The sequence below is a fragment of the Marinobacter sp. NFXS9 genome (assembly GCF_040148665.1).
In the GTDB taxonomy this organism is placed as follows: Bacteria; Pseudomonadota; Gammaproteobacteria; order Pseudomonadales; family Oleiphilaceae; genus Marinobacter_A; species Marinobacter_A mangrovi.
In genome coordinates this window covers 1-26,900 of record NZ_JAGDDW010000018.1, presented here as the reverse complement: position 1 = coordinate 26,900, position 26,900 = coordinate 1, and the positions used below count along the sequence as shown (strand labels likewise).

Sequence of the window (26,900 nt, the reverse complement as noted above, 5' to 3'; positions counted from 1 at the left end):
TTCCGGATTGCTTAATACATCAATACAGAACGTCATCCATGAAGTGCGTACCCACGCTGCATCCTTTACAATCGATACTCTAAAACTAACCGCTATCTACCCTGTGACGAGTGAGAGTGAATCAACAACAAGCACAAAAACGGCCAAAGGTAATCCTCATCACCCGCAACCTGCCCCCTTTGGTCGGCGGCATGGAACGCCTGAACTGGCACATGGCGGATGAATTATCTCGTTACACTCAAATTAAAGTCGTTGGCCCCAAAGGAGCCGCGGCCTTAAAGCCAGAGCAAACGACCTTGAGTGAGGCTCCACTCAAACCATTACCCTTGTTTATACTGGTCGCTTTTTGCAAAGCTCTATGGCTGGCATGGCGCTGGAAGCCCAGCGTCATTATGGCAGGTAGCGGGCTAACGGCTCCCTTGGCCTGGTTGACCAGCAAACTTTCCGGCGCGAAATCCGCCGTTTATCTTCATGGCTTAGACATAACCGCACCGAGCCGAATTTACCAAAAGCTCTGGACACCAACCTTCAAAAAAATGGACAGCGTCATCGTTAACAGCACCCCTACCAGACAGCTTGCACTTACCGTTGGAGTGCCAGAAAAAAAAGTCCACCTCGTCCATCCAGGCGTCAACCTGCCCAAAGCCCCCCAATCAGCAGAAAGCCTAATTGCATTTAAAAAACGGTATGGACTGGAAGGCAAGAAAATTCTACTTTCTGTCGGTCGACTAACTACACGTAAAGGGCTTCGTGAATTTGTTGAGCATTCCTTACCCGGTATCGTGCGGGCAGCACCCAACGCCATGCTGCTAGTCGTGGGTGAAACGCCCAAAAACTCGCTCAGACCTGGCACTCAAACGGCGAGCGATATAATGGCTCAAGCTCGAAAATCTGGAGTAGCCTCACATATAAAATTTCTTGGGAGGATAACAGAAAAACAACTAGTAACGGCATATGAAGCTTGTGATGCGCACGTCTTTCCAGTGTTACATATTCCGGATGATCCAGAAGGTTTTGGAATGGTAGCTATTGAAGCTGCAGCTCACGGATTGCCAACCGCAGCATTTGCAACAGGAGGGGTTATTGATGCGGTATCTATTGGCAGATCAGGCTATTTGGCAGAAAAAAATAACTATGCTGAATTGAATCAATACATTCTGCAACTTCTTCAACATCGACCACCTAACGATATCATACAAGAATTCGTAAAAATCTTTGCTTGGCAAAATTTTGGCATTAAAGTCTATAACGCTTTAGAACGGTTAGATACACGCGCTGACAGGGACTCATAACTGTCGCCGCAAAACAACAACCATCATACCGATTTCAATATCACCGGTTCTATTTGTTTAACAAGATCTACCCACTCCATAGTCTTAACACCTACAGCCAACACAGGCCCACGCACTTGCTGCAAAACCGTCGCCACCAAGCTATCCACATCTCCTGGAGCAAATAGCATATTAGGATCGGCCTGCAGAACCGCCTCTATCGAACCAACTCTGGCCCCTACAACCGGTAAATTACAGGCCAGCATCTCATACAGTTTTTGAGGGAAACAATATCGACCGAACTCGGAGTCATGCGCTGGAATAATGCCTACATCCAGAGCCCTGAAAAGCTCTCCAACCTGAGTCTCCGGCAACTCACCAAGATAGACCACTCTCTCCCCATCAGGAACGGGGAAGCCTTTCTCGACACGCCCCGCGAGAACAAGATATACATCGTCAGTTAGACTCTCAACTCTTGACCAAGCTTCATATACCGTGTCCAACCCCTTCATTTTAGATAAGCTACCGGCAGTCCCTATCAGCTTGACACCTTCCGGGAGCCCCAAAGTTGCTCGTGCGATTTTGCGGTCTCCCTCATAAAAACTAGACTTCGCTACGCCATTATTCATTATCAAAACGGGGCCGCCAGGCATATAGCTGTCGATAACCTTTTCCTTCAATGCAGAGCTGACGACAATAACGGCACCAGCCTCCCTTACACTGGACTTTAATACCTTTCGAAAACCAGGAATACGAGCCTGCCCAAAACTTTCATAGTTATCGTAAAGATCAACAACGTAGTTAACGCCACAATATTTAGCCAACATACTCGTAAGCCACAAACATGGGATATCCGACGAGCCGATGATCAGGTATGGATTAGAAGACTTAATGATTTGATAAGCCTCTCTGACTTCAAAGCTGAAAATACTGAATACAGGAACAACAAACCAGCGTACCGACCCTGATCCGAAGTCTTCCATGAAGCTGTTCCGATGATCCGTATTGCGGTAATCGAGGCAGAGCACCGTTACCTGATGCCCCAAGCGCGCAAGCTGAGTAGGAAGTTCGTAAAGACGGCCAAATCGATGGCAAATAACATCCTTGCCTGTATAATAACGCTTACATACAAAGATAATACTCAAACCGCCATCCACCTGAAACATTTGTCGAACGAAGCCCCCTTCGTGCAAAGGGAAAACATGTCACCGAAAATTTCTCATTATTCGCATCAATAGCAGACTTCGCTTGACCCTTTCAACAGAAAAGATCCGAGCCTGATTAACTACCCGGCGACCTCTTTTCTTCCACACACTTTCATTTTTTTTGAAATCCCGTAATGCCCTCAGCCCACTAAGAAGACGAGCAAGTGTCGGAGGCATTTCGATATCTTCCTTATCTTCCTCCACAACTTGCTCACACTGATTACCGACTGCCGGGATATCAAAGCTTTTATCGACAAGCACCATATCGGCCTCAGTCGAAGGGTCAGAGAGAACTCCTGCATCCTCACCGCTATGAAGAGCCAGCATCAATGCCACAACCCTTTCTGAAGATCTTCCATCAAGCAAAGGCAAGTGCTGACTTCGAGCCTGCTTCAAACCTAAAGCGTTATTCTCTCTAGATAGCAGACGCTCGATAAAACGCTTTACATCCGAGGGATCGCTGGCGCGATCGTAATACTCGATCAGTTTCCTCGATTCCGGATTAAGCGGCTCGCCCTCAGGGTTAAGCAACGATAAAATAGGCCTTCCGGTTACAAGATACTCTAATAGAAAAGATCCGACATCCGTCAGCAATGCATCTGATAACTTAAATGCAGCGAGATGGTCGGGGTTCTCATCCAGAATTATTCCCACATCAGCAAGTTCAGATCGCAGAATAGGAATATCTGATTCATAAAGCAAACCCTCTCGAACAATTGCAGGAAACAAGCCTGGGTGCGGCCGCCAAAGTAAACATAACTGTTCCCGCATAGCCAAAGCCAACTCAATAATTTCCGGCCCCAATAAATCAAATGTAGAAAAGTTACTAGACTGTGAGTGAATACGTCCAAAGCTGAAATGAGAATTCCATAATATACACAACCGCCCCGCCGCCGCCTCTTCATACAACTTCGGGACAGGGCGCGCCATTTCCTTTATTACTTGATCAAAACGAGGCTGCCCAAGCACATAGACATTCCCGGATCCTACAGGGCAATATCTGGAATATAATTTTTTTTCATGGACTGAACGAGCAATAACAGCAGAAGCGAGAACCTGGGTTGACTGACCAAATTGCAACCTCATATTTTTATACCCTCCCCCCATAACAAGACCATAGGGTATGTATATTATTCTGGGTACAACTTGCTTAACCTTGTCGACCCACAAGGAACTTGGCCTTTCTCGATCATAAGGATGATTGAATATTACGAAATCAAATTGATTGCTCGAAATATATTCCCCTTCACTCCACTCGTGATATGGAATAGAAGAGTTACTTAACAGTTTTCTAATTAACGGTTTCTTTATTGCAGACTGCTCATGACTCTCATAATTGTAAGGAAGGACCCAAAGCGTTGGTTCAATATCTTTATGAGCACTCAAACAATGCCAAAGGGAGGCAAAGTTAACCCATGCCTCAGGACGCTGCAGCAATAGCAATACTTTAACCGGCTTTTGCTCTTCCATATTACAAAAGCACCCCCAACAGTGAAGCCACTCTTTGCTCTCGCAGACACAACGACAGTCTAAATCACGCAGAAACTTGAAAACACCTATAGAGATACCCTTATCCACAGTATCGCCAGGAGTCTAAGATAATCTCATTCTTTACCGCTATCGTAGGAACCCAAAAATAACTCGGCAGCACGGAGGTCGCTTGGCGTATCAACCTCGTGCAATTGGAGAAAGCATGCAGGCAAAGGGAGTGATGGCTCTAAAACCTCAAAAACATAGTTGGAAGCATCCGCAAGGCAAGCCGGTGGTCCGACAAAAACATTAGCCCACTCGTACCGACTATCAAGGTTCCGACCAAATGCTGATACTTTTACATTCTTCTTACCCTGCCCCTCAATCAAAGCCAAAACCGCATTTTCACTTTTTGCCTCTGTCACCCCGATCAAGTAAGGGAATTTGCCAGCCATACGGACAAAGTGAGCTATGGACTCTTTCTCGACAATCAGGTCTCCATCCAAATACAAAACCTTGGAACTAAAGCCCAAGCTACCAAGCAATATGCTAAAAGCGGTATTGGTCTCCCGGAATTGAGGATTACGAACCAAAACAACATCTCGATGATAGCGCGCACAATACTCCGCCACCAACTCCTCACGATATCCAATGACCACATGGATACGGGGTACAAGAGGGCGCAACGTCTCAATTAATCGGGAGAGAATGGTTTTTCCATCAACTTCAATCAGGCATTTTGGCAGCCCCATTCCTAAACGTGAACCGAGCCCTGCACAAGCAATTACAGCGCCTTCAACAGACTGCATAATGACTCCGAAGAATTGACTAATATTTTGGAAACTTCTACTGATACAGGTGCCGGTGAGTGAACGCCACCATAGGCAATTCCGATATCCGCGTGCTCTAGCATGGAAGCATCATTTGCTCCGTCGCCAACAGCAACATGACGCATAAATTCACCTGATGACTTAACCCCCCTTATTACCTGCCCCTTATCCAAAATATGAGTAAGACCCAGGCGACGAGAATCAAACGCCGCCTGAGAGGTATACCAACGGCATCTGAGCCTTTCCATTAAAGGTGTAAGCCAAATATCCAGATTCCCTGTTACGATCGCACATTCCTTGGGCCTATTCGTGATGAAATCAACAATCAGTGGATCCAGGGGGACAGAGCTAACGACGGAATGCACTTGCTCCAATGGAATCTGGCCAAGAATCAAGCAACGCAGACGCATAGAATCAGCAAAAGGAATATGCCCATCCATAGTCAGCTTTGTAAGCGTTGCGATTTCATCAGTAGCAGCCAATTCCGACGCTATACATGGCAATAATTCTGTAGTTGTTACCGTGCCATCCAAGTCAAAAAAAAAGCCTGTGCTCATTCCGATTGCTCCAGCAGCATCCAGTGCTGCCTCGTGTCCGCTCGATTATTAAGTGCAGGACTATCATAGACAGCCCCACTGTCCTTTAAAGTAATTCGCAGATTGCCTGCAGCAAGCTTAACCATATCAAGCAACTCAGTCTTGGTCCTATATATAGCGCTGTAATCCTGCGATAACTCGTCCGAGTAGTGATTAGATATCGTCAAGCGCCTACTCAATCCCATTGGCTCTCGAAGAAGGACCCGGCCAGCGGGAGCAAGCACATTGAAGATGCATCTCAGAGCACTAACCACCTCATCATCATTGAGATAGATCAACACGCCCGCACACAAAACCCGATTAAAGCCCTCGCTCTCACCAAGAGAAGATAAAGAAAAAGCATCGGCCGAAGCTGTGGAAAATTTACACTTGGATGACAGGTTTGTCCTCCGGGCATAGGTAACCAAACCGTCACAAGCATCAAAGCCATGGTACCAACTACAATTGGGCAGGATATCACTCGCCCAGCGCCCGGTACCGCACCCCACATCAAGCACGCGCTCGGAACCATCCAGGCCAAGCAACGGCAGCAACTTATCTTTCTCGGCCTCGTTGCGCTTTTTGGCCAACTCTGGATTTTTATCTTGATAGATAACGGCCTGAACCGGCCCAATAGAGGAAATCTTATTGGCCCGTTGATTGAAAAATTCACTGACGGACTCACTGTCAATCAGCGGGTTACAGGGATCATCCGGACTTGAATAAATTCTGCTCATAAAGCTACGCCTTTGAATTTGGAGAAATACCCGCCCTACTCACCAGAATAATTAATACACTACCAACTGCAGCCATTCCCCACTCAGAACACACGACAGCCAAGGCCATTCCTTTAGCCCCAAAATTCGGCGCCAGCCAAATACCTACAAGAACCAACAGACCGAGCCCTATAACTTCAAAACCAACTCGAAACCATGGCTTTCCTGTCGCCATCAATACGTTACCAGCAATCAAGCGTACAGCTATTCCAGGAGGAGCCAAGCAAAACCAACGGATAATATCCCCTATACCTGCGTACTGGCGGCCAAACAGCTCCCCCAATATTGGGGCGAAAATCCACAATACTGCCGACAGAATCAAAGCATATAATAACGCTAAGGAGTACATCCATTTCAGCAAACGCCATGAACCAAAGTGCTGCTCTGCATTCTCACGAAACAAACGAGGCAAAGCTGATAAAGTCAGAGCGGTGACAGGCAGTGTAATGGCACCAACAACACGGGCTGCCGCAGCATAAACGCCGGCCACATCCATCGCCAGGAGCTTAGCAGCCAATGTTTTATCGAGCTCCGCCGGGCCAGCCTTGCTAATATTAACGGCCGCATAACCAAAAGCACGACTCCATTGATCATTACTTGGCATGTGCCAGCAACGACAGCCAGGCCACCTTTTAGGTAAACAGCATGCCCCCAACAGCAACACAATAATGGAAGCCAAAAGATAACCTACAGCATAAATATCTAGAACGGGAGACAGCTCAAAATAAAAGATTATTACAGCCATTATTAGACGCAATACAAGCGGGCCATTTTGCAAAAGCTGAGCCCGAGCAACGCGGCCAAGTGCATGATGCTCCGTAGACATTAAGCCAAATAGAGGCTGAAGCACTATTTCTGCCAATCCAATAGCCAAAACCACCGGCCAAGTGACCTCATCTTCCGACAGCCAAAACAACATCAGCCCGAGGTACAACAACAACATAAAACCAGCAAACAGCATTGTTGTCGGTATAGCATATGACAGGACGCCATCACGGTTGCGCGGGTCCTTGGACACCTCTCCCAACAAAACAAGCTGGGTACCAAAAGTCGACAACGTTCCCAGCAACACCGCAAGTGCAGCGATACCTGCAAATATGCCAAAGAAATCTGGGCCCAGCATTCTTGCAACCAGCAACAGATTTCCTGCTTGGAGCAATAAACGCAAACCCAGCACCATGCCGGTGCGAATTGTGCCAAGCGCGATGGGACCTTTGAGTATTTTTGCCATTAACCCGAAAGCAAAGCCTATTTTGGGAGCCCTCCTAAATTTTTGGTTTCTCTTGTTCACGCAAAGTATTGATTCAGAGTTCGATAGCTCCGAACAGTGCATTCATTCCTATATGATGTCAGAGGCATTCAAGTCAGCTGCTTCACTGCTACCACCGTCACGCTCTCGCTGTTGGCAAAGTCACAAAGCGCTTTCAACGAGATAGCATCGGCCCGCACAACAAACAGGCGAAGCTCGGAATCATTTGCTCAGCGTGGGTAAATAGGAAGAAGCAGAACCTTTTCCCTCGCAACGTCTCAGTATCATCGATCGTTTTTATACATCAATGCGGTAATTTGTTCTGAGACCAAACCCACCATAAATACTATTAAAGACGTGGTAAACATCAAAGCGCTCATATTGGTAAAACGGCCCATTGAAAAAAAGGTATATCCGTAGTAGCAAAGGCCAACAAAAAACACAAAGAATGAAAGCGGGAAGAACAGTTTCAAAGGAGAATAAAGCGTACCAATTTTAAAAATAATGAGCAAAAATCTAATACCGTCTTTTACAGGCCTAATATGACTTCTCCCCTCTCGTCGACCCACATTAATCGGCACGTAGCCAACACTATAGCCCGCTCTAAAAAAAGCCATCGTTGAAGTAGTAGGATAAGAAAACCCGTTAGGCAACAAGTTAATAAATTCTAAAAAGTTAGCTTTCTTAACCACTCGAAACCCAGATGTCAAATCCTCCACTTTGTGACCGGTCATATATGCAGCAAGCCAATTGTAAAAGCAATTGGCAGCACCTCGACCCAAGCTCGCTTGGGAGCTAAACTGCCTAGCCCCAACCACCATGTCAAAACCCAACTCCAGCTTATCAATCAGCCTCTTGATATCCCTAGGCGAGTGCTGGCCGTCAGCATCCATAAAAACGATGACATCCTCTTTAGCCGCGCGAGCTCCAGTTTTAATAGCTGCGCCATTACCTTTCGAATAGGAATGCGATATTACAGTTGCACCCGATTGAGACGCCACAGCGGCAGTTTCATCCTCTGAGCCATCATCAACGACTATAATCTCGCTCACTCCGGCACGGTCGACCAGTCCTCCCAGAAGATCAGTTATCGTTGCAGCTTCATTTTTCGCGGGGATAACAACAGAATATCTAGTCATGCTTCAGCTTTTTCCTCATCCGGTCAATCTCATAACTATAGTCAATGTCATTCCCCTTTAGAGAACCGCTTCTATATGAAGAGTCGACGTCATCAAGTAGTTCCAACGCAGTCTCTCGATATGCTGCTGAAGCCAAATGTGATACAGCGAGCATACCAGAATTCACCGATCTCAGACCCCATACACTTTCTCGAAAATAGGCAACAGCAGTCTCTGGCAGACCAGCGTTTACAGCGTTGATGCCCTGCAACATCTCCAGCTGAAAATCAACCGTCTTGCCTGTTTTATTAGAACGCTTGTACGCATCCAGCATATCGTTGACGCGGAGGGGCGACAGGCCCTGACAATCAAAACTGCGCTGGCCATCCACCAACACTGATAGATACCTAATCAAACTCCCACTTTCAGCGGCGCCGGAGAGATTGCGAACAACATAATCTATATAACCATCAGATACACGGCCTTTGATACTACAGCCGACAAAAATACCCCATAATTCAGTTCGCAAATCCTCTGACCCAATAGACTTTGCTTTAAGATAATACTCATAAGCCTTGCCGGTATCTCCCCGCTGGAGCGCAAGCTTGGACACCTCCAACTGCGCACGAATCGAAGATGGCGCCCTATCCGCCCACGCATTAACCAATGAGCCGTAGTCTGACCAAGTATTCGCCCTCATCCATAGCAAGAACGAAAGCAAACATATCGAAACAAAATAGAGTCCGCGAACTAAGAGTTGAGAAATTCTGAGTTGGCTTTGGAAGAAATGCAAAAGCACAAGAAACAGAAAAATACTAGGAAAGTAATTACGATGCTCAAAATACAGCTCTAAAGGAATAACTGTTGACTCAATCAAATGAGCCACCAAGAAAAGAGTTACACCCAAGAAAAGCAAAGGAGACGATTTTCGAAACCTAAAGCCCAAGGCAGCAAGCGCAAAAAAAACACCCCATCCAAGCACGCCGAGAGCCCGGCTCAGCGCGCCACCGGATACGCTAACTTGGGTATACAACCCCCCTGTATAGGCCTTCGGTATAACAATGTCGTATATGTATAACCATAAAATCCTACCTTCGGCTATGACTCTCTCACCAACCGAAAACGACCTTCGGCTGGAGGTGAGATTCCAAGTATCAAGCCCCTTATAAAATATATAGCCAAGCAAAGCGATAGAGGGGAGCGCGCAGCCGAGCCGTATAATCCAATGCCAAACCTGTGACTCTATCGGTCGACGCTCCGATAGAATGAATTCAAGCACGAGAATACATACAGGCAAAATCACTGCATTTTCTTTTGAATAAACTCCCAGCAAAAAGAAAGTGCCAGCCAAGATAAGCCATATCAATGCTTTCGCATTAAAGCGGTGCTGATCACATACAGAGGAGCGTGCATATAAAAAAAACACAACGCTAAAGATAGAAAACAATGCTGATAATATTGCCATTCGCTGGACAACATAAAGGACCGTAGAGACCCAATATGGATGAACAACCCAAACCCCAGCAACAAATATGCACGCCAAAAGATTCCGCTCTTTTACAAGAGCATTTGCCCCCAAGGACTTTAGCAGCTGTAAATAAAAGAGGATGGCGCCACACGTAGTCAGCAGATGCAGCAGAACATTGGTGCGCTTAAAAGGATACGGATCTGCCGGCCAAAAATTTGCATCGATCAAGAAGGACAACAGAGCTACGGGGCGGCCAGTGGGTCCAGCAAAGCCCCCAAAAACAAATGAATATAACTTCTCAAGAGAGTCGATACTTCCCCAATATCCAATAGGCTCCAAATTTGGGAAGTCATCGAAAAGAAATGGCCCACTAAAGCCAGCTGAGTATAGCAGATAGGCTAGAAACAGTCCCAACCAAACCAGAACGCCCAACAAGCACTCGGTTTTGTTGAACTTGAACATGCAACCACACTCTTGTCTCGGCTATTTAAAAAAAGAGGGCGCCGTTGCGCCCTCTTTTCCTACTTCATCCCACCAATTAACGACAGCTTGACGGCAGGTATTTAACATCCATAGATCCACTGCCTTTTTTGCAGGTCCAAATCATGGACCCCGTGCCAGTGATCGGGCTGATTTGGAACGTCTTACCCTTGATGCCACTGGACACATCGGAGTTCTTCATAGTCACAGTGATCAGGCCATCTGAGACGGACACCTGACTTACATAACTACCCTTGACATCAGTCGCCACGGGGAGCCCCGCGTTGTTACTATCAGCGTTAGTAAGAGAACCCTCGTTAGCCCAGATATCGCTAATAGTGCTCTTAAGTCCAGCTGCAAGGTTAACACCTTCAGACACCTGAGCACGCGCAGTGTAGTCTTGGTAGGCCGGAATCGCCACCGCCGCCAGAATACCGATGATCGCAACAACTATCATCAGTTCGATCAAAGTAAAACCCTGTTGTACGCGCTTCATATAAATCTCCGCATTATTCCTTTCGTTTGACACCCCGGTCGGGGAAGCCTACCAGAACTCCAGCAGGAACCATGCCAATTGCAAGAAATGTAAAAATGCCCAGCAAAATCAGGCTAATGGAAAGGTCCGTAGCGCAACTTTTCGCCACCAACACTAAAAGGCAGTGACATAGAGCGCCGTCTACTGACATTTTTTGTCACCCGCTCAAGCGAAGGAAGATCAGTACTCCTAGTAATCAAGCGAACCTTTCAAAACGCTGAGGTCCGATCTAAACTTGAGCTTCAGAAACATTCAGCAACCTGTCGACAGCACTCAATTTTATGCCGCCAAGCAATCAGAACGTTACCCTGACCGGACTTGCCCGCCGATTCGTTGAGGACGGACTGCTCGATGAAGCCTCAGCCCGCGATGCATTTATCCAGGCATCCAACAACAAGATCCCGCTGATCACCTATCTGGTTCAGAACAACCTGGCAGATAGCCGGGGGCTAGCATTCTCCGCCGCGATGGAGTTCGGCGTCTCCGTTCTTGATCTGAACTCATTTTTCCCGGAAATGTTGCCGGAGAAGATCGTCGACGAGAAACTGGTTCGAAAACACAACGCCCTCCCCCTTTACAAGCGAGGGAAACGACTGTTTATCGCCGTTTCGGACCCCACAAACATCCAAGCATTGGACGAAATCAAGTTCAACACCGGGCTGAGCACAGACGCAATCCTGGTTGATGATGCCAAGCTTCGGGAGATGATTGATCGGTATCTGGAATCCCACGAGACATCTATGGGGGATCTGGAAGATTCCGACCTTGAAGACATTGATGTTGAAGGGGGGGAAGAGGATAACGACGACGCTGCGGTTGCCGCATCGGATGTCGATGACGCCCCTATAGTAAAATATGTCAACAAGGTGCTATTAGACGCTATTCGAGGCGGCGCATCTGATATTCACTTCGAGCCCTATGAAAAAGTTTATCGTGTAAGAACGCGGACAGATGGCATCCTCAAAGAAGTTTCCAAACCATCCATAAAGCTCGCCCCGAAAATCGCGGCTCGTGTAAAGATCATGGCCCAGCTCGATATTTCCGAGCGCCGGGTGCCGCAGGACGGTCGGATCAAGATGAAGCTGTCCAAGACCAAGGCGATCGATTTCCGTGTCAATACACTTCCGACACTCTGGGGTGAGAAAATTGTCCTCCGTATCCTAGACCCAAGTTCTGCCAAACTGGGGATTGATGCGCTGGGTTATGAAGATGAACAAAAGCAGATGTATCTGGAGGCGCTTGAGCAACCTCAGGGCATGATTCTAGTAACAGGCCCAACAGGTTCGGGTAAAACCGTCTCGCTCTATACGGGACTAAACATTCTGAACACGCAAGAGCGAAATATTTCTACAGCTGAAGATCCAGCAGAAATCAATCTGGAAGGGATTAACCAGGTTAACGTCAACAACAAGGTCGGGCTTGGTTTTGCTGAAGCCCTACGCGCATTCCTGCGCCAGGATCCCGATGTGATCATGGTTGGTGAGATCCGGGATCTTGAAACTGCAAACATCGCAATCAAGGCGGCTCAGACAGGTCACTTGGTACTGTCCACACTACACACCAACAGTGCGCCAGAAACCCTCACTCGCATGATGAACATGGGGGTTCCAGCCTTCAACATAGCAACATCAGTTAGCCTGATCATCGCCCAGCGACTGGCGCGCAGGCTCTGTAGTTGTAAGGAGCCGGCGGACGTCCCCAATGAAGTGTTATTGAAGGAAGGCTTCACAGAGCAACAAATTGAAACAGGCTTTACTTTGTACCGCCCCAAAGGCTGTGATAAATGCAATGGTGGGTATAAAGGCCGCGTCGGCATCTACGAAGTCGTCAAGGTTACAGAGAACCTCGCCAACATGATTATGGAAGAGGCGAGCTCAATTAAGATTGCAAAACAGGCTCAAGCGGAAGGCTTCGCAAACCTCAGACAATCCGGTCTCAAGAAGGTCATGGATGGCGTGACAAGCCTTGAGGAAGCGAACCGCGTGACGAAGGACTAACGATGGCAGAAAACGCGCAGAAATTATCGACCTTTGTCTGGGAAGGCAAGGACCGCAAAGGCAACAAAACCAAAGGGGAGCTCTCAGGCCCAAGCTTGGCTTTGGTAAAAGCCCAGCTCCGCAAGCAGGGCATTATGCCCGACAAGGTTAAAAAGAAACCCAAGCCGCTCTTTGGTGGTAGCAAAAAAATCTCGCCTTTCGATATCGCAATGCTCACTCGGCAAATGGCGACCATGATGAAGGCAGGTGTCCCACTGGTTCAAAGCTTCGATATCGTTGCGGACGGCATGGAAAACAAAGGGCTTCAGGAACTCGTTATCGCACTAAGAAACGATGTGGCATCGGGGACTAGTTTTGCGGGCTCGTTGCGTCGACATCCAAAGTACTTTGATGACCTATATTGCAATCTTGTCGATTCTGGCGAGAAAGCCGGCGCTCTTGAGCAAATGCTTGACAGGATCGCAACCTATCTAGAAAAAACCGAAATTTTGAAAAAGAAAGTCAAAAAGGCCATGACGTACCCTGCCGCAATTGTGGTAGTAGCCATCGTCGTTACAGCTATTTTGCTGGTGAAAGTCGTGCCACAGTTCGAGTCTCTCTTCAATGGTTTCGGAGCAGAACTACCTGTTTTCACCCAGTTTATAATCCGAATTTCGGAATGGATGCAAGCTTGGTGGTTTGTTGTTCTATTGGGAATCGTTGGTTTTATCTTTGCATTCAAAGAAGCAAAACGCCGGTCACCCAAATTTTCAGACGCCATAGATAAGTACATTCTCAAGCTCCCCATTGTCGGAGAAATCATTGATAAATCCGCAGTCGCAAAATTCGGTCGCGTTCTATCAACAACATTTGCCTCAGGCGTCCCCCTCGTCGATGCACTTGAGTCGGTAGCTGGAGCAACGGGCAACGCAGTTTATCGAGATGCAATTGGCAGAATCAGGGACGATGTATCCAGCGGTACACAACTGCAAGCATCAATGAGAGCGACCGGTGTTTTCCCGGTGATGGCCGTTCAGTTAACGGCAATTGGTGAGGAATCGGGCAACCTCGATTCGATGCTTGAAAAGGTTGCAGACCACTATGAGTCGGTGGTTGACGATATGGTAGATAATCTCACGGCATTGATGGAACCGCTTATAATGGCTGTTCTGGGTGTACTTGTAGGTGGCCTGATCGTCGGCATGTACCTGCCAATATTCCAAATGGGGCAAGTTGTTTAGATTAAAGCTGCACCATTCTGTCGTCCGGTGAACTTTTTGTCACTGGACGGCAGGCCCTGAAGCTTTCCCGAATCTTCTAATTCAAGGCCATTCATGCCGACCTTCGAAGCATTACTCAACAACCCAACGTTTCTTTACCCCGTTCTGCTTTTTCTCTCCCTCTGCATCGGCAGCTTCCTAAACGTCGTCATCCTCCGCCTCCCCAAAATGATGGAGCAGGACTGGCGCTGCCAATGCGAGGAGTTTCTTGAAATTCCAGAAAGTGACCGAAAGCCCGAAAAGAAATTCACCCTCTCCTCCCCCAACTCGACCTGCCCAAAATGCGGGCACGAGATCAAGCCCTGGGAAAACATCCCGGTCATCAGCTACCTGTTCCTCGGCGGCAAGTGCGCCACCTGCAAAGCACCGATTTCGATTCGCTACCCGTTGATTGAAGCCGCCACTGCCATTCTGTCGGTCTTTACCGTGGCCTGGCTGGGCGCTGGCGAAAAGGGGCTTTGGGCGCTGGTTCTGGTATGGGCATTGATCGCCCTGACCGTGATCGATTTCGATACCCAGCTTCTACCGGACAGCATCACCCTTCCCCTGCTCTGGCTGGGTCTTATTCTCAACTACTTCGGAGTACTGACCGATTTCAGCAGCGCCTTCTGGGGCGCCATCTTTGGCTATCTGTCCCTCTGGTCCATTTACTGGTTGTTCAAGCTGGTAACCGGCAAGGAAGGCATGGGACATGGTGATTTCAAGCTGTTAGGCGCCCTGGGGGCCTGGCTCGGATGGCAATTGCTGCCGGCGGTGATTCTGCTATCGTCCGTGGTTGGGGCCGTCATCGGTATCAGTCTGATCGTTTTCCGTGGCCATGGGCGCGAGGTGCCGATACCGTTTGGGCCCTATCTGGCGATCGCCGGTCTGCTTGCGCTCTGGTTCGGCCCTGAGATGACAGCAGCCTGGGTCAACTTCCTCAAAGTATAACAACAGGTCTATCCCTTGAGAGTCATCGGTCTGACGGGCGGTATTGGCAGTGGCAAGTCCACGGTCGCCCGGTTCTTCCAGGAGTTGGGTGTCCATGCGGTGGATGCAGACATTGTTGCCCGTGAAGTCGTGGAGCCCGGAACGCAGGCGCTGGCCCGGATTGCTGAGCACTTTGGCAAGAATATCCTGACACCCGAAGGAGCACTGGATCGCGCGGCCTTGCGGCAGATCGTGTTTGAAGCGCCAGCCGAGCGGCAATGGTTGGAGAACCTGCTCCACCCCATCATTCGGAACGAGATCCGACGTCAGCTTTGGCTGGATGATGAACCCGCTCCGTCGGACTATCCTCATCAGTATGTCTTGCTGGTTTCTCCGCTACTTCTGGAAACCGATCAGCACCAACTGGCGGATGAGGTCATTGTGGTGGATGTGCCTGTTGAAACGCAGATCGAACGCACCATGAGTCGCGATCAGAACAATCGAGACCAGGTGGAGCGCATTATTGCAGCACAGATGCCCCGGGAGGATCGACTCCAGAAAGCCGATCACGTGGTTGATAACACCCAACCTCTCGCCGTGGTCGAAGACGAGGTCAAAGCGCTTCACGCATTGCTGGACGCGAATTCTGTGGATCAACGTTCATGAGCAAGCCCTGCATTTTTTGCCAGATCGCGGCTAATGAAGCGCCCCACGCCCTGGTCTACGAAGACGCTGAATGCAGCGCTTTTATGGATATCCATCCGCTTGGACGGGGCCACGTTCTTGTTATTCCAAAACAACATGCGGTTCAGATAACCGAGCTGGAAGGTACTTTTCAGGATCGACTGTTCCAGGTTGCTCGCCGGGTACTCAAGGCACAACGCCAACTCGGTTGGGGACTGCAGGGAACCCATATCCTCCTGAACGATGGCAAGGCAGCGAACCAGACGGTGCCGCATGCTCATATCCACGTCATTCCCCGGGAATCCCGGGACAACCTGAAATCCATGGGACGTCTTCTGCTGCACGTGACCGGCTTGTTCGGTCCTCGCCAGAAGCCAGCGGTATTGCAACAACAGGCGGAAGCGCTTCGGCATGAAATCGATCGTTTCCGGGAATAGAGTACGTCCAACCAGCTACGCCAAGGCGCTCTTTTTTTGCCTCACCGCTCTTCCGGTCGCCGCCCTGGGCAGCACGGCAGATCGGGAGGAGCCGTTCGTTTCTCCTTTGCGGATGGACGCGCTGGACCCGGATTTTTTTACCTACACCGAGGACCAGCGCTACACCCAACCGCAGGACTCATGGTGGCTGGACACCTCCGAGTGGATCATCCGACAGCACGAAGAACGCTCCCAGGAAGTCCAGAACATGGGCGCATGGGCCGACCAGACGTTGGCCGGCGATCAGCTCGCCCTTCCAGACAACCAGAGTTACCTGCGGATCGGTTTCGCCACACGCTCGGAAACCGGCAATTTGGCCCAAATCCAGCCGGAAGCCCGCTTCAAGCTGGACCTGCCCACCGTCGAAGAAAAGCTGCGCCTGGTTGTGGAAAGTGACAGCGAGGAAACCAAATCCCTCTCGGAACGGGATCGCGACCGCCAATTAACCGAGAATGAACGCAGTGACTCCGAGGCCACCGGTGCGTTGCGGTATATCACCGATCTGACCGACACGCTGAATTTGACCAACGACGTCGGTGCCCGTCTGCGACTACCACCGGATGCCTTCTGGCGCGCACGCTCCCGAGGCCGTTTTGACCTCGTCGACGACTGGGACCTGGATATCGACCAGCGCGTTTATTATTTTCACCAGGACGGCTGGGGCGAAAGCACGTGGATTGGGTTTTCCAAGCTGTATGGCGAATGGCGATTCCGGAGCGCCTCCGAATTACGCTGGGTGCATTCTGACCGGAACTTCGAATTTTCCGAGATTTTCAGCCTCTACAGCCGCCCCAACAACCGGGCCGAACTGAATCCCCGTATGGGCGTTCTCGGCGAGAGCCAGCCCTCATGGCGTCCGACGGAATACTTCGTTGATTTCACCTACCGTTATCGCCTTTACAGCACCTGGCTTTATGGCGAGGCCATCCCGGCCGTAAACTTTTACCGGGACGACAATTTCGGTGAAACCACCTCCATCACCTTTCGTATCGAAATGTATTTTGCCGGAAGTATCCGATGAGCCGACATCCATCCCGGCCTGCTCAGGACGCCCTGACGCTTGAACCGATTGCGATCACCCGCTCCTGTTTCCAGGACAAGTTCGGCGTACCCCGCCAACCTGGGCTCACCCGACATGCCTGGGCGGATCTGGTCATACAGCCGCCCTATAACCGGGAAGACGCCTTCCGGGGCCTCGAAGACTGCTCCCATCTCTGGCTGACATTCCAGTTCCATGAAGCCGTGAGGGCCGAATGGCGGCCGACAATCCGCCCGCCCCGACTCGGCGGCAACAAAAAAGTCGGGGTGTTTGCCAGCCGCTCACCTTTCCGCCCCAACAGCCTGGGCCTGTCCGTCGTGCGCAATGAAGGGCTGCGCCGGCATGACGGCGACTTGGTGCTGCGCATTCGGGAGCATGATCTGATCGAGGGAACGCCCATCCTCGACATCAAACCCTACCTGCCGTTTGCCGATGCGGTCCCGGATGCCGAGATCCCGTGGGCTTCCACGCCGCCCACCGAGCGACTGCCAGTCGAGTTTGCGGCAGAAGCCGAGGCCCAATTGAACGCCTTGGATGCCGAGCGCTACCCCGAGTTTCGCGCGCTGATCGAAGACGTGGTGGCCTACGATCCACGCCCATCCTTTCGCCGGGGGCGCATCGAGGAGCGGATCTATGGCGCGCACCTGTACGACCACAATGTCCGCTTCCGCTTCAGCGGGTCAGGCGTGACCGTTTTGACGATAAGTCTGCTAGACTGAGATTTCAGCCAGAACAGGGCTGCAGAAGACATCTGTAATAAAGTAACCTCTGAACACGCCCGGGCATTCGGTGCATGAAATGGGGCCAACTGCATGACACAGATGCCTCAGGTTTGCCGTAGTCGCATCACTTCACCAGGGAAACGGTAGCGTGGCATTACGAACATCCCTCAAGAAATTCGGTGTCCGGCCACTCGCGGCACGCCTGCTGGTCTACGTCCTGATTTTCAGTTTCCTGCTCTCCGTTGTCGCCACAGGCGCCCAGATGATGGGTGAATTCGGCCGTCGCAAAAGTGAGCTGCAGGAAGTCCAGAACCGCGCCGCGGAGATGTTGCAACCGGTGCTGAGCAGCAACCTCTGGATGCTTGATTTCAAGGCCGTGGAAACCAGTCTTGATGGACTGCTCGCCTTCCCGTCGATGCAGTACGCCGAGGTCCGTTCCGAAACCGGCGATGTCTTTCGCGCGGGCCAGCCGGTCGATCATGATCGCATTGAGCAGACCTACCCGATCAAGATGAGCGACGGCGAACACCAGGGACAACAGCTGGGCACGCTGACCATAAGCTCGTCTCTGAGCACGGTCTACCAGGAGGTGATCAGCCGCGGCCTGATTTTGCTGCTGTTCCAGAGCATGATCGTGATGCTGGGCACCCTGGGCCTGCTGGTCATTGTGCGCCTGACACTGACCCGACACCTGGAAGCCATTTCCGATTACATCAAGCGGCTCAATTTTGACGCCCTGATTGCCCCGCTCAAGCTTCGACGCCGCCCGCCACGCCGGGCCGATGAACTCAGCGAAGTCGAGCATGCCCTGAACATCATGCGCGCCCAGTTGCTGGAAGAGGCCCGAGACCTGCGCCAATCCAGCCTGCGCTCAAGGGACGAACGGGATGAGGCAGTGCGGGCCAACCATGCCAAGAACCTGTTCCTGGCAAACGTCAGCCATGAACTGCGTACGCCCCTGCAATCCGTCCTCGGCTATGCCAGCCTGCTCGAAGATACGCAACTTGACGATGAGCAACGGGATTTCGTCAAAACCCTGCAGAATTCGGCCGAGAGCCTTTCCGCCATCATCAACGACCTGCTGGACATTTCCAGTATGGAAGCCGGCAAGCTGGTGCTTGAGGACATTCCGTTCGACCTGCGCGACACCCTCAATGACCTGGTGGTCATGCTCGGCGAGCGGGCGAGGGAGAAAGGGTTGGCGCTGGAGTTGCGCGTCGATGAGAACCTGCCCAGCGCCCTGCGCGGGGATCCGATCCGTCTGCGGCAGATCCTGCTGAACCTGACCTCCAACGCCATCAAGTTCACCGATTCCGGACATGTCCTGGTCAATCTGGAAGTGCTCGGCCACAAGGACGACCGCATTCAGGTCCGCATTGCCGTTGAAGATACCGGGGTGGGCATCCACGCTGAAGATCTGCCGCTGGTCTATGAACCCTACGTCCAGTTGGGACAACGTTTTCGCCGGCAGTTGCCGGGAGCCGGCCTGGGGCTGACCATCTGCCGGCAGTTGATTGGACTGATGGGCGGGCACCTGGATGTCCAGAGCTGCGCCGGCGAAGGTTCCACATTCTGGATCGAACTGGACCTGGCCACCGCACCGGAAGGCACCACCCGTGTACGCCCGGACACCCGCATGATCCGCGGTAGACGCCTGCTGGTGGTGGATTCCTACGCACTATCCCGCAAAATCACCCTGGAGATGCTGTCCCGCAACGAAGTGGAGATCGAAGCCGTCCACTCCGCCGCCGAAGCCCTGCTGACCCTGCGTCAGAGCAGTGACAGCGGCGTCCCCTTCGATGCCATGATCCTGGACGGCTTCGTCCCGGATATGGACAGCGATCTCCTTTGCCAGCAGGTGCGGGAGAATCCTGCCTGGAAGGACACCCGCATCCTTGTGCTGTCCTCCAACCCGCAGCGCGGCGACGCAGAACACTTCCGACAGGCCGGCGCGGACGGCTTCCTCAGTAAATCGCTACGAGAGTCCTGCCTGACCCCGATCCTGCACCAGATGTTCAGTGATCGCGCCAGCGGCGAGCGCGCGTTCCTGACCCGGTTCTCCCTGCAGCCCAGCCCGGAACAACGCAGCCAACACCCATTGCCCAGCCAGCGCATGCGCGTTCTGCTGGTCGAGGACAATCCGGTCAACCGCACACTCACCCGCCGACTTTTAGAGAAGCTGGGGTGTGAGGTCACCACAGCCAACGATGGCGAAGCCGCCCTGGGCCTGATCCAGTGGCACGAGTTCGACATCATCTTCATGGACTGCGTGATGCCCCGGGTCGACGGTTACGAAGCCACCCGGCGTCTGCGCGAGCGCGAACGCAAACTCAATCAGCCGGCCGTGCCGGTGATTGCGCTGACCGCCAGCGCGATGGAGAAGGACGAAGAACGCTGTCGCCGGGCGGGTATGGACGCCTTCGTTGCCAAGCCCGTGAACATGGAGATGCTCCGGGCCGTGATCGAACAGTTCTGCCGGAGTGCAATCGACGTCTGAGCCGGTTAACATAGGCCTCAGGATGCAACGGATAGATAGCCTGTTAAATCAATTCTTTGCACCTTGTCTGGTCCATCCCGTCCTTGCGTTGAACACGTTTCCCCAACGCAAACGGGGCAATCTCAACCGGTAGTCAGAGATCCATGCTTGTCACCTGCCCAACCTGCAAAAACGACGTCGAATGGGACGTCAACAATCCTTATCGGCCATTCTGCTGCGAGCGCTGCAAGCTGATTGACCTGGGCGCCTGGGCCAACGAGGAATTCCGAATCCCTGCCGAGGACGCCGACCCGGGTGAATTTCCGGACGCTGACAACGAGCAAGACTTTCCGAAGCACTGAACTACTCAATCGGGATTCAGACTAATACGTCTGTAACCCGTTGATCGGCGTCATGGAAGACCCGGTTGAATGACCAGATGTTAAGTTGAGAGGCCCTTAGCCCATGGCTACTATGGGCCGCAGAACCAACGAACGATAAGGGTAAATCCATGAAATATTGCCGCCTTTCCATTCTGGCACTGTCCGTGGCCGCCACACCGGCGCTGGCTGCCGATTTTGATCTCAGCCTGACCAACGATTCCGCCAAAGGCCAGATCGACTTCATGCCGAACACCGCCGATCTCCAGGCCGGCGCCGGCTACACCTACCACGAAGGCAGCCGCCACATCGTCAACCTGGACCTGCACGCGCAAGGCCGCACGGCACTGGGCAACCTGCCAACAACCGCCGGTATCGGCGTTCAGGGTATTGGCTGGGATGATGACGACTTTGATGGCGGCGCGGTGGGCATCGGCGGTTTCGCCACCATGAACATCCCTAACGTTCCTGGCCTGTCGGTGACTGGCGCCCTGCACTATGCCCCCAGCATCCTGTCCTTCGGGGACTCCGACGATATGACCAGTTTCGAAGGACGGGTCAGCTATCGGGTCATTCGCAACGCCGAACTGTTCGCTGGCTACCGCTACCTGAACACCGATCTCGACCCCCGCGGCGACATCGATCTGGATGAAGGCGCCATGGCCGGTATGAAGCTCTACTTCTAAAGCCCGAACGTCAGAGGGCTTTCAGCAAGAAACGGGATTCTGGATGAATCCCGTTTTTTATTTCTCTGCTTATCGATCTCCCCCCCCCCCCCCCCGCTAACGCACAACACGCCGAAATAGGCCTTCCTCTCCGTTCCGTGCCAAACCTCACTTTTTCGGGTTAACGGTCCTGCTAATCTGCCGGGAACTTAAAAATCCTGGATGCCCGATTTCTATGTCCGTAGCCCTGCGCCTGCTGAGTGTCATTACCCTCACCACCCTGCTGACCGCCTGTGGCGGCGGGGGAGACGACGCGGTCCAGGGGGCCGGCGACCGCCCCAACAGTTTCTCGGGCGAGAAAAACCCCGCTGAAGACTTCACCGAATCCAGCACAGGTGACTCGAACAATTCATCGGGCCTGGCCAAGAGCGAGGTCCGGATCACGGTGGAAGTGCCTCAGTCTCTGGCTCCCAATGCCCCGTTGTCTCGCCGCAACCTGCATCTGGTGCAACCCGACAGCGTCAATGTCTATAGAACCAACCAGACGTTGACCAAAATCAGCACCGTCGAAACGGAGCAACGCCAGGACGACGACGGCTACACCATCATTAACTTCCCGGACGGCCAGCCAGTCGGCCCCGACGTGCTGATTGAGGTGGAATATGGCAGCACCCGCATACGGGCCTTTGCCACCGACCGCGACCGCGACGTCAAGGTAAACCCGTTTTCCGAATACGTGGTCCGCTATGGATTGGGCGGCTACAACAGCAGCGAATTTGCGGCGGTCATGGGCTGTGTCGAGTCCACCGACAGCGAAGGTCTGTGCATCAACAAATTTGTCTGGTCGACCCTGGCCGACCAGATCCAGGACTTCGAGATCAACATTCCCGACGGCACCTCCCTGGAAGGCGCTGTCAGCCTGTTGGCCAATCGCACGGACCTGGCCAACTACGTCAAACGGATGGCTGAACTGGCCCAGGTGTCCCCCGTGTCCACCAGCGCCATTTCGGCCGACTCGGTCAATATGAACGGCGTCTATTTCGGGCTGGAACTGGGCCGCAGCAGTCGTTTTTCCAGCGGCACCGCCGCACAGTGGGCCACGCAGCGTGCTTATGAGGAGCGCCTTGAAAGCAATGGCGTTTCTTACGTTTATCCCAGTTTAAGCATGACGTCCTTCTCGGTCTTCGGCATCAACGTGACCTCGATGGCGAGCGACTACCCTTACGAGCGCGCCACCCTCGACCGCTACGACAATGGCCTCTATGACACCAAGGGCCGGGGCTTCTGGGAAATCAACAGCCATGCCACCTCTCCCAGCGCCGCCAGCATCGTCAACCAGGACCGGTTACTGGCCGGCTCGTCACTCTACCAGAGCATCACCGATAAGACCGGCTCCCTGCCCGTTGGCTGGACCCGCAATCCCTACTTCCTGGACGCGCACATCCTGCTGTCCGCCGATGACTACCCGGACACGCTCCTGGCCAACTACTTCAGCGCCGGCAAAGCCATCGAACTGGAACAGGACAATGACGGTAACTATCAGCGCCAGGATGAGCTGGAAACCTATTTCGTGTCGGCGTTCGACGTGGGCCTCGCACAGAGTGATGATTTCGATACAGATACCCTGCACTCCGGCTACAACGTCATCAGCTTTTCCGTCCAACTCGGTGACAGCACTTACCCGTTCCGCGCCGAATCGTTTATTGGCGACTGGAGCGGTTCGGGTAATGGCGACTACAACCAGACGGCCACCGCAGAGGCCATTCGCAGGGACGCCAGCGGTGCCGTCGACACGACCGCCCCTAACCGGGACGAAAACGCGAGTGTCGGCAACCGCACGTCCCAATTGAATGCCGGTGAAGCCAATACCGGCCGACTTAACCTGCTATACGACAGCACCACCGGTTTCTACAACGTTGAAGGGATTGGCGCCAGCAATCCCGACGCCAGCCTGTTGGCGTTCAACCTGGACAATCCAGTGAATGGACAAGGTATCCTGTTTGCCCTGGAAAAAGGCAGCAGCGGTCCCGAAGAGGCGACTTACCGACTGTCCGGCACCATCGCCGGGTTGGGCGACGACGAACAGTATCTGCGACAGGTGGATGGCGGCCGGCTGTCGATCATCGATGTCTCGGCAGAGGAAGCCACCGTGTCGCTGGCCGGTTTCCAGATCAGGGAATCCATCAGCACCACAAGCCAACAAACGCCGACGTCGGTCAGCGATGCCAATATCGATCTGACCTACACGCGATCCGATGACCGGCTGACGTTCGACAGCAGCGACGGCACGATCACCCTGGACGGCTACCTGTCCAGTGACCGCGAATTTATGGTGCTGCGATACCGTGAAACGAAGGCCTCCGGCGAGGAGTACATCGGCCTGCTACTTGGCGCCCCTGAGCCGGAGTAGAAGAACGTACAGAGAGCGCTACAATAGCCCCAGAGCGTAGGTTGGGCTGACGCAGGAAGCCCAACAATAAGTGAGCACCGGAAGCTCCCGTTATCGCGGATATGCATAAATCATGGGTACTCAAAAACCGATTTGGCAACCATTGAGCTGAATGAGTTTGGCCGCAAACCTGGTTTGTTGGGCTTCCTGCGTCAGCCCAACCTACAGATTCTGGGCGTCACCCGCGATGCCTTTGCAACGCCCTATATACCCACTGTAACTGAACCAAACAGTGCCCCAAACGTAACCTGTTACAATACGCGTCATACTGCAGTAATGGAGAACGTGATGTCAGCAGGTGTAAAACTGACGGCCATGGCCGCTACGCTGGTCCTGGCTTTTGGATGGGGCGCATTCCACAAGCCCGCCGACTACCAGCCGGAGTACGACCAGGACAACGCGACCCTGGATGCCTTGCCACCGCTTCCGGACTGGGCCATGGCGGACCTGCCGGACTTTTCCGGGTATCACGACACCGCCGAAAAGAAAGCCGCGTTTTTCTCCTTCCTGTATCCACGCATTGTTCTCGCCAACACGCGCGTCCTGATGCTGCGTGACAACCTGGAGATTCTGGAAGGCAAATCGGAGCTGACCGATCAGGAAAGCGCTTGGCTGGAACGTCAGGCCAAGCGCCTGCGGGTGGACGCTGAAGTCGCCTCATCCGAAATGTACGACAAGCTTAATCGTCGCCTCGACGTCATCCCGCCGTCACTGATTATGGCCCAGGCGGCCAACGAATCGGCCTGGGGCACCTCACGCTTTGCGACCCAGGGAAATAACCTGTTCGGCCAGTGGTGTTTTACCAGAGGCTGCGGATTGGTGCCCCGTAGCCGTGCAAAGGGTGCGACGCACGAGGTAGCGGCGTTCCAGTCTCCCTATGAGTCGATCCGGGCCTACATCACCAATCTCAACCGACACGACAGCTACCAGGCCCTGCGCAATACCCGTGAGCAGGCCCGCACGAAGGATCGCTTCCCCGGCGGCATCGCACTGGCTCAGGGTCTGATTGGTTACTCTGAGCGCGGAGCGGCCTACGTCGAGGAAATCCAGGCTATGATCCGGCACAACAACCTTGGATACTATGACAAGGAATACAAAGCATTGATTGGTAGCAGCAATACCCTGCCGGAGTTGCTCCAGCTGGCGACCGGAGACAAGGCGGCGTTCACGCCGGGAGGCATTGCGAAAAGCGAGGGCTGACCTGTGAAGACACAACCGGAAAGCAGCCGGATCGCCGAGTGGTCCGGACACTACTCGGAAACCGGATTTCGCCATAAATTGCGGCAAAGCGCCTACAACCTCGGGCGGAAGCCGTTGGCGCTGGGACTGACGCTCTTCTATACCATGCGGGCACCGGGCACACCGCTGTGGTGCAAGACGGTCATTTCCGGCAGTCTGGGCTATTTCATCAGCCTGGTGGATGCCATCCCCGACCTCACACCGGTCCTGGGTTACACGGACGATATTTCAGTCATGCTGGCCGCACTCGCCGCGCTCGGTGTCCATGTCACACCGGCAATCCGCGACCAGGCCCGCGCAAAAACCAACCAGTTGATGGGCGAGTCCAGAAAGCCAGACATCCCTCAGGATTCGCTCTGATCGCTAACGAGACAACGTCATGCTGAATTTTTTGCCTGCGACACTCAAAGGGTGCCTGGCTGCCCTTTTGATACTCGCAGACACGCTGGTCCTGTTCCCGGTACTTCTGCTGTTTGCGTTCATCAAGCTGATCGTTCCCATCCGCCCGGTCCGTGCCGGCTGCACCGTGGTGCTGAGCTGGATCGCCTACCTCTGGATTGGCTTCAACAACCGCCTGGCCGACCTCTTCCACCGGATTGAGTGGCAGGTTGAGGGTGTTGACGCGCTGTCGCAGGACGACTGGTATCTGGTGACGTGCAACCATCAATCCTGGGCGGACATCCCGGTCATCCAGTACGTCCTGAACGACCGCATCCCGCTGCTCAAGTTCTTCCTCAAGCAGGCGCTGATCTGGGTGCCTCTGCTGGGCGTGGCCTGGTGGGCTCTGGATTTCCCCTTCATGCGCCGTTACACCAAGGAACAGGTGGCCAAAAACCCGAGCCTGAAAGGCAAGGACCTGGAAACCACCCGCGCCGCCTGCGAGAAGTTTCACTACACGCCAGTGACTGTCTTCAATTTCATGGAAGGCACCCGCTTTACCCAGGCCAAGCACGATGCCCAACAGTCGCCTTACAAACACCTGCTAAAGCCCCGGGCCGGCGGCACGGCCTTCGTACTCGGCGCGATGGGCGAAACACTGCATACACTGCTAGACGTCACCATTGTCTATCCCGATCGCCGGCACGGGTTCTGGGACTATCTTTGTGGACGGATCAAGCGCGTGATCGTCGACGTCCGCACCATTGAGATACCGGCTCACTTCCTGGGTATGGACTACACCAGCGACGAGCAGCTGAGAAAGGAATTCCAGGCCTGGGTCGATGACCTGTGGCTGGCGAAGGATCGTCGGATCGACCGATTGATGGGGCATGCCGGTTCGGATACCGCGATTCCGAAGAAAGAGGCGACGCTCGTTTGATCTTACTTCAGTGCCATGCCCCAGTGACTACTCAGGCGCGCAACGAGCGTAGGTTGGGCTGACGCAGGAAGCCCAACAATAAGTGGGCATCGGACGCTCCCTCTATCGAGGACGTGCTCGGAGCATGGGTTGTCAGGAACTGGCTGGGCCGCTATTGAACTGAATGAGATTGGCCTCAAACCCCGTAGATACCATCTGTCCCTACAGTCCTCAATGGGCTTACGCTGCCCACTGAGGATCGTAGCCTTGCTGGTGCTTCAGCACGCCGTAGGCCATCTGCACCAGTTTCCGCATAGCGGCGCCCAAGGCG

The 26,900-nt window shown here is 52.8% G+C and carries 24 protein-coding genes; 15 read left to right on the top strand and 9 right to left on the bottom strand.

What is annotated here, in order from left to right:
• The first annotated feature begins 116 nt into the window (after positions 1–116).
• Positions 117–1,292, top strand: a complete 1,176-nt coding sequence (locus J3364_RS20410; RefSeq protein WP_349560002.1) for a glycosyltransferase family 4 protein — start codon at positions 117–119, stop codon at positions 1,290–1,292.
• Positions 1,293–1,315: 23 nt separating this feature from the next.
• Here J3364_RS20410 and J3364_RS20405 read toward each other — a convergent pair whose 3' ends face one another.
• The 9 genes from J3364_RS20405 to J3364_RS20365 form a co-directional block, all read right to left on the bottom strand.
• Positions 1,316–2,416 carry a glycosyltransferase family 4 protein gene (locus J3364_RS20405; protein WP_349560001.1) on the bottom strand — a complete coding sequence of 367 codons (1,101 nt, stop codon included), beginning with the start codon at positions 2,414–2,416 and terminating at the stop codon, positions 1,316–1,318.
• A gap of 60 nt (positions 2,417–2,476) precedes the next feature.
• On the bottom strand, positions 2,477–3,946 hold the full coding sequence (locus J3364_RS20400) for a CDP-glycerol glycerophosphotransferase family protein (RefSeq protein WP_349560000.1): 1,470 nt from the start codon (positions 3,944–3,946) through the stop codon (positions 2,477–2,479).
• A 134-nt stretch (positions 3,947–4,080) separates the two neighbouring features.
• On the bottom strand, positions 4,081–4,755 hold the full coding sequence (locus tag J3364_RS20395; protein ID WP_349559999.1) for an NTP transferase domain-containing protein: 675 nt from the start codon (positions 4,753–4,755) through the stop codon (positions 4,081–4,083).
• The gene (locus tag J3364_RS20390) at positions 4,731–5,333 is read right to left on the bottom strand and encodes an HAD-IB family phosphatase (protein WP_349559998.1); all 603 of its coding nucleotides are present in this window, start codon (positions 5,331–5,333) and stop codon (positions 4,731–4,733) included. The genes J3364_RS20395 and J3364_RS20390 overlap by 25 nt, the downstream gene beginning before the upstream one ends.
• Positions 5,330–6,088: a class I SAM-dependent methyltransferase gene (locus J3364_RS20385; RefSeq protein WP_349559997.1), complete on the bottom strand. Its 759-nt coding sequence runs from the start codon at positions 6,086–6,088 to the stop codon at positions 5,330–5,332. The genes J3364_RS20390 and J3364_RS20385 overlap by 4 nt, the downstream gene beginning before the upstream one ends.
• Positions 6,089–6,092: 4 nt before the next feature.
• Positions 6,093–7,418 (bottom strand): lipopolysaccharide biosynthesis protein, encoded by a 1,326-nt coding sequence (locus J3364_RS20380; protein ID WP_349559996.1) that lies wholly within the window; start codon positions 7,416–7,418, stop codon positions 6,093–6,095.
• A 242-nt stretch (positions 7,419–7,660) separates the two neighbouring features.
• Positions 7,661–8,515: a glycosyltransferase family 2 protein gene (locus J3364_RS20375; protein WP_349559995.1), complete on the bottom strand. Its 855-nt coding sequence runs from the start codon at positions 8,513–8,515 to the stop codon at positions 7,661–7,663.
• Complete coding sequence (locus J3364_RS20370) at positions 8,508–10,424, bottom strand: hypothetical protein (protein WP_349559994.1); 1,917 nt, start codon at positions 10,422–10,424, stop codon at positions 8,508–8,510. The genes J3364_RS20375 and J3364_RS20370 overlap by 8 nt, the downstream gene beginning before the upstream one ends.
• A gap of 76 nt (positions 10,425–10,500) precedes the next feature.
• Positions 10,501–10,938, bottom strand: a complete 438-nt coding sequence (locus tag J3364_RS20365) for a pilin (RefSeq protein ID WP_349559993.1) — start codon at positions 10,936–10,938, stop codon at positions 10,501–10,503.
• Positions 10,939–11,258: 320 nt separating this feature from the next.
• On the opposite strand from J3364_RS20365, the gene pilB reads away from it, so the two are divergent.
• The 14 genes from pilB to yihG all read left to right on the top strand — a co-directional run bounded on the left by pilB (position 11,259) and on the right by yihG (position 26,590).
• Complete coding sequence (gene pilB, locus J3364_RS20360) at positions 11,259–12,974, top strand: type IV-A pilus assembly ATPase PilB (RefSeq protein ID WP_349559992.1); 1,716 nt, start codon at positions 11,259–11,261, stop codon at positions 12,972–12,974.
• A 2-nt stretch (positions 12,975–12,976) separates the two neighbouring features.
• A complete protein-coding gene (locus tag J3364_RS20355; RefSeq protein WP_349559991.1) occupies positions 12,977–14,194 on the top strand; it encodes a type II secretion system F family protein in 1,218 nt (405 codons plus the stop codon).
• Between the two features lie 93 nt (positions 14,195–14,287).
• Positions 14,288–15,163 (top strand): prepilin peptidase, encoded by an 876-nt coding sequence (locus tag J3364_RS20350; RefSeq protein ID WP_349559990.1) that lies wholly within the window; start codon positions 14,288–14,290, stop codon positions 15,161–15,163.
• Positions 15,164–15,178: 15 nt separating this feature from the next.
• Positions 15,179–15,808 (top strand): dephospho-CoA kinase, encoded by a 630-nt coding sequence (gene coaE / locus J3364_RS20345; RefSeq protein ID WP_349559989.1) that lies wholly within the window; start codon positions 15,179–15,181, stop codon positions 15,806–15,808.
• Positions 15,805–16,263 carry an HIT family protein gene (locus J3364_RS20340; RefSeq protein WP_349559988.1) on the top strand — a complete coding sequence of 153 codons (459 nt, stop codon included), beginning with the start codon at positions 15,805–15,807 and terminating at the stop codon, positions 16,261–16,263. The genes coaE and J3364_RS20340 overlap by 4 nt, the downstream gene beginning before the upstream one ends.
• Entirely contained in the window at positions 16,238–17,323 is a 1,086-nt protein-coding gene (locus tag J3364_RS20335; protein ID WP_349559987.1) for a hypothetical protein, read from the top strand. The genes J3364_RS20340 and J3364_RS20335 overlap by 26 nt, the downstream gene beginning before the upstream one ends.
• Positions 17,320–18,060 (top strand): tRNA (N6-threonylcarbamoyladenosine(37)-N6)-methyltransferase TrmO, encoded by a 741-nt coding sequence (gene tsaA, locus J3364_RS20330; protein ID WP_349559986.1) that lies wholly within the window; start codon positions 17,320–17,322, stop codon positions 18,058–18,060. The genes J3364_RS20335 and tsaA overlap by 4 nt, the downstream gene beginning before the upstream one ends.
• A gap of 151 nt (positions 18,061–18,211) precedes the next feature.
• On the top strand, positions 18,212–20,560 hold the full coding sequence (locus tag J3364_RS20325; protein ID WP_349559985.1) for a hybrid sensor histidine kinase/response regulator: 2,349 nt from the start codon (positions 18,212–18,214) through the stop codon (positions 20,558–20,560).
• A 143-nt stretch (positions 20,561–20,703) separates the two neighbouring features.
• Positions 20,704–20,901 (top strand): DNA gyrase inhibitor YacG, encoded by a 198-nt coding sequence (gene yacG / locus J3364_RS20320; RefSeq protein WP_349559984.1) that lies wholly within the window; start codon positions 20,704–20,706, stop codon positions 20,899–20,901.
• Positions 20,902–21,050: 149 nt separating this feature from the next.
• Positions 21,051–21,605 carry a YfaZ family outer membrane protein gene (locus J3364_RS20315; RefSeq protein ID WP_123632533.1) on the top strand — a complete coding sequence of 185 codons (555 nt, stop codon included), beginning with the start codon at positions 21,051–21,053 and terminating at the stop codon, positions 21,603–21,605.
• Positions 21,606–21,819: 214 nt separating this feature from the next.
• Positions 21,820–23,994, top strand: a complete 2,175-nt coding sequence (locus J3364_RS20310; RefSeq protein ID WP_349559983.1) for a hypothetical protein — start codon at positions 21,820–21,822, stop codon at positions 23,992–23,994.
• Positions 23,995–24,321: 327 nt separating this feature from the next.
• Entirely contained in the window at positions 24,322–25,233 is a 912-nt protein-coding gene (locus tag J3364_RS20305) for a glucosaminidase domain-containing protein (protein ID WP_349559982.1), read from the top strand.
• Positions 25,234–25,236: 3 nt separating this feature from the next.
• Complete coding sequence (locus J3364_RS20300; protein ID WP_349559981.1) at positions 25,237–25,632, top strand: YkvA family protein; 396 nt, start codon at positions 25,237–25,239, stop codon at positions 25,630–25,632.
• A 19-nt stretch (positions 25,633–25,651) separates the two neighbouring features.
• Positions 25,652–26,590 carry a 1-acylglycerol-3-phosphate O-acyltransferase, YihG family gene (gene yihG, locus J3364_RS20295; protein ID WP_349559980.1) on the top strand — a complete coding sequence of 313 codons (939 nt, stop codon included), beginning with the start codon at positions 25,652–25,654 and terminating at the stop codon, positions 26,588–26,590.
• Positions 26,591–26,900: the final 310 nt, after the last annotated feature.

What these genes read in the sequence shown, in the direction of transcription:
- J3364_RS20400 (WP_349560000.1), bottom strand. Translation starts at nt 3,946, where the DNA reads ATGGAAGAGCAAAAGCCGGTTAAAGTATTGCTATTGCTGCAGCGTCCT.
- J3364_RS20395 (WP_349559999.1), bottom strand. Translation starts at nt 4,755, where the DNA reads ATGCAGTCTGTTGAAGGCGCTGTAATTGCTTGTGCAGGGCTCGGTTCA.
- J3364_RS20390 (WP_349559998.1), bottom strand. Translation starts at nt 5,333, where the DNA reads ATGAGCACAGGCTTTTTTTTTGACTTGGATGGCACGGTAACAACTACA.
- J3364_RS20385 (WP_349559997.1), bottom strand. Translation starts at nt 6,088, where the DNA reads ATGAGCAGAATTTATTCAAGTCCGGATGATCCCTGTAACCCGCTGATT.
- J3364_RS20375 (WP_349559995.1), bottom strand. Translation starts at nt 8,515, where the DNA reads ATGACTAGATATTCTGTTGTTATCCCCGCGAAAAATGAAGCTGCAACG.
- J3364_RS20370 (WP_349559994.1), bottom strand. Translation starts at nt 10,424, where the DNA reads ATGTTCAAGTTCAACAAAACCGAGTGCTTGTTGGGCGTTCTGGTTTGG.
- J3364_RS20365 (WP_349559993.1), bottom strand. Translation starts at nt 10,938, where the DNA reads ATGAAGCGCGTACAACAGGGTTTTACTTTGATCGAACTGATGATAGTT.
- pilB (WP_349559992.1), top strand. Translation starts at nt 11,259, where the DNA reads ATGCCGCCAAGCAATCAGAACGTTACCCTGACCGGACTTGCCCGCCGA.
- J3364_RS20355 (WP_349559991.1), top strand. Translation starts at nt 12,977, where the DNA reads ATGGCAGAAAACGCGCAGAAATTATCGACCTTTGTCTGGGAAGGCAAG.
- J3364_RS20350 (WP_349559990.1), top strand. Translation starts at nt 14,288, where the DNA reads ATGCCGACCTTCGAAGCATTACTCAACAACCCAACGTTTCTTTACCCC.
- J3364_RS20340 (WP_349559988.1), top strand. Translation starts at nt 15,805, where the DNA reads ATGAGCAAGCCCTGCATTTTTTGCCAGATCGCGGCTAATGAAGCGCCC.
- J3364_RS20335 (WP_349559987.1), top strand. Translation starts at nt 16,238, where the DNA reads ATGAAATCGATCGTTTCCGGGAATAGAGTACGTCCAACCAGCTACGCC.
- tsaA (WP_349559986.1), top strand. Translation starts at nt 17,320, where the DNA reads ATGAGCCGACATCCATCCCGGCCTGCTCAGGACGCCCTGACGCTTGAA.
- yacG (WP_349559984.1), top strand. Translation starts at nt 20,704, where the DNA reads ATGCTTGTCACCTGCCCAACCTGCAAAAACGACGTCGAATGGGACGTC.
- J3364_RS20315 (WP_123632533.1), top strand. Translation starts at nt 21,051, where the DNA reads ATGAAATATTGCCGCCTTTCCATTCTGGCACTGTCCGTGGCCGCCACA.
- J3364_RS20310 (WP_349559983.1), top strand. Translation starts at nt 21,820, where the DNA reads ATGTCCGTAGCCCTGCGCCTGCTGAGTGTCATTACCCTCACCACCCTG.
- J3364_RS20305 (WP_349559982.1), top strand. Translation starts at nt 24,322, where the DNA reads ATGTCAGCAGGTGTAAAACTGACGGCCATGGCCGCTACGCTGGTCCTG.
- yihG (WP_349559980.1), top strand. Translation starts at nt 25,652, where the DNA reads ATGCTGAATTTTTTGCCTGCGACACTCAAAGGGTGCCTGGCTGCCCTT.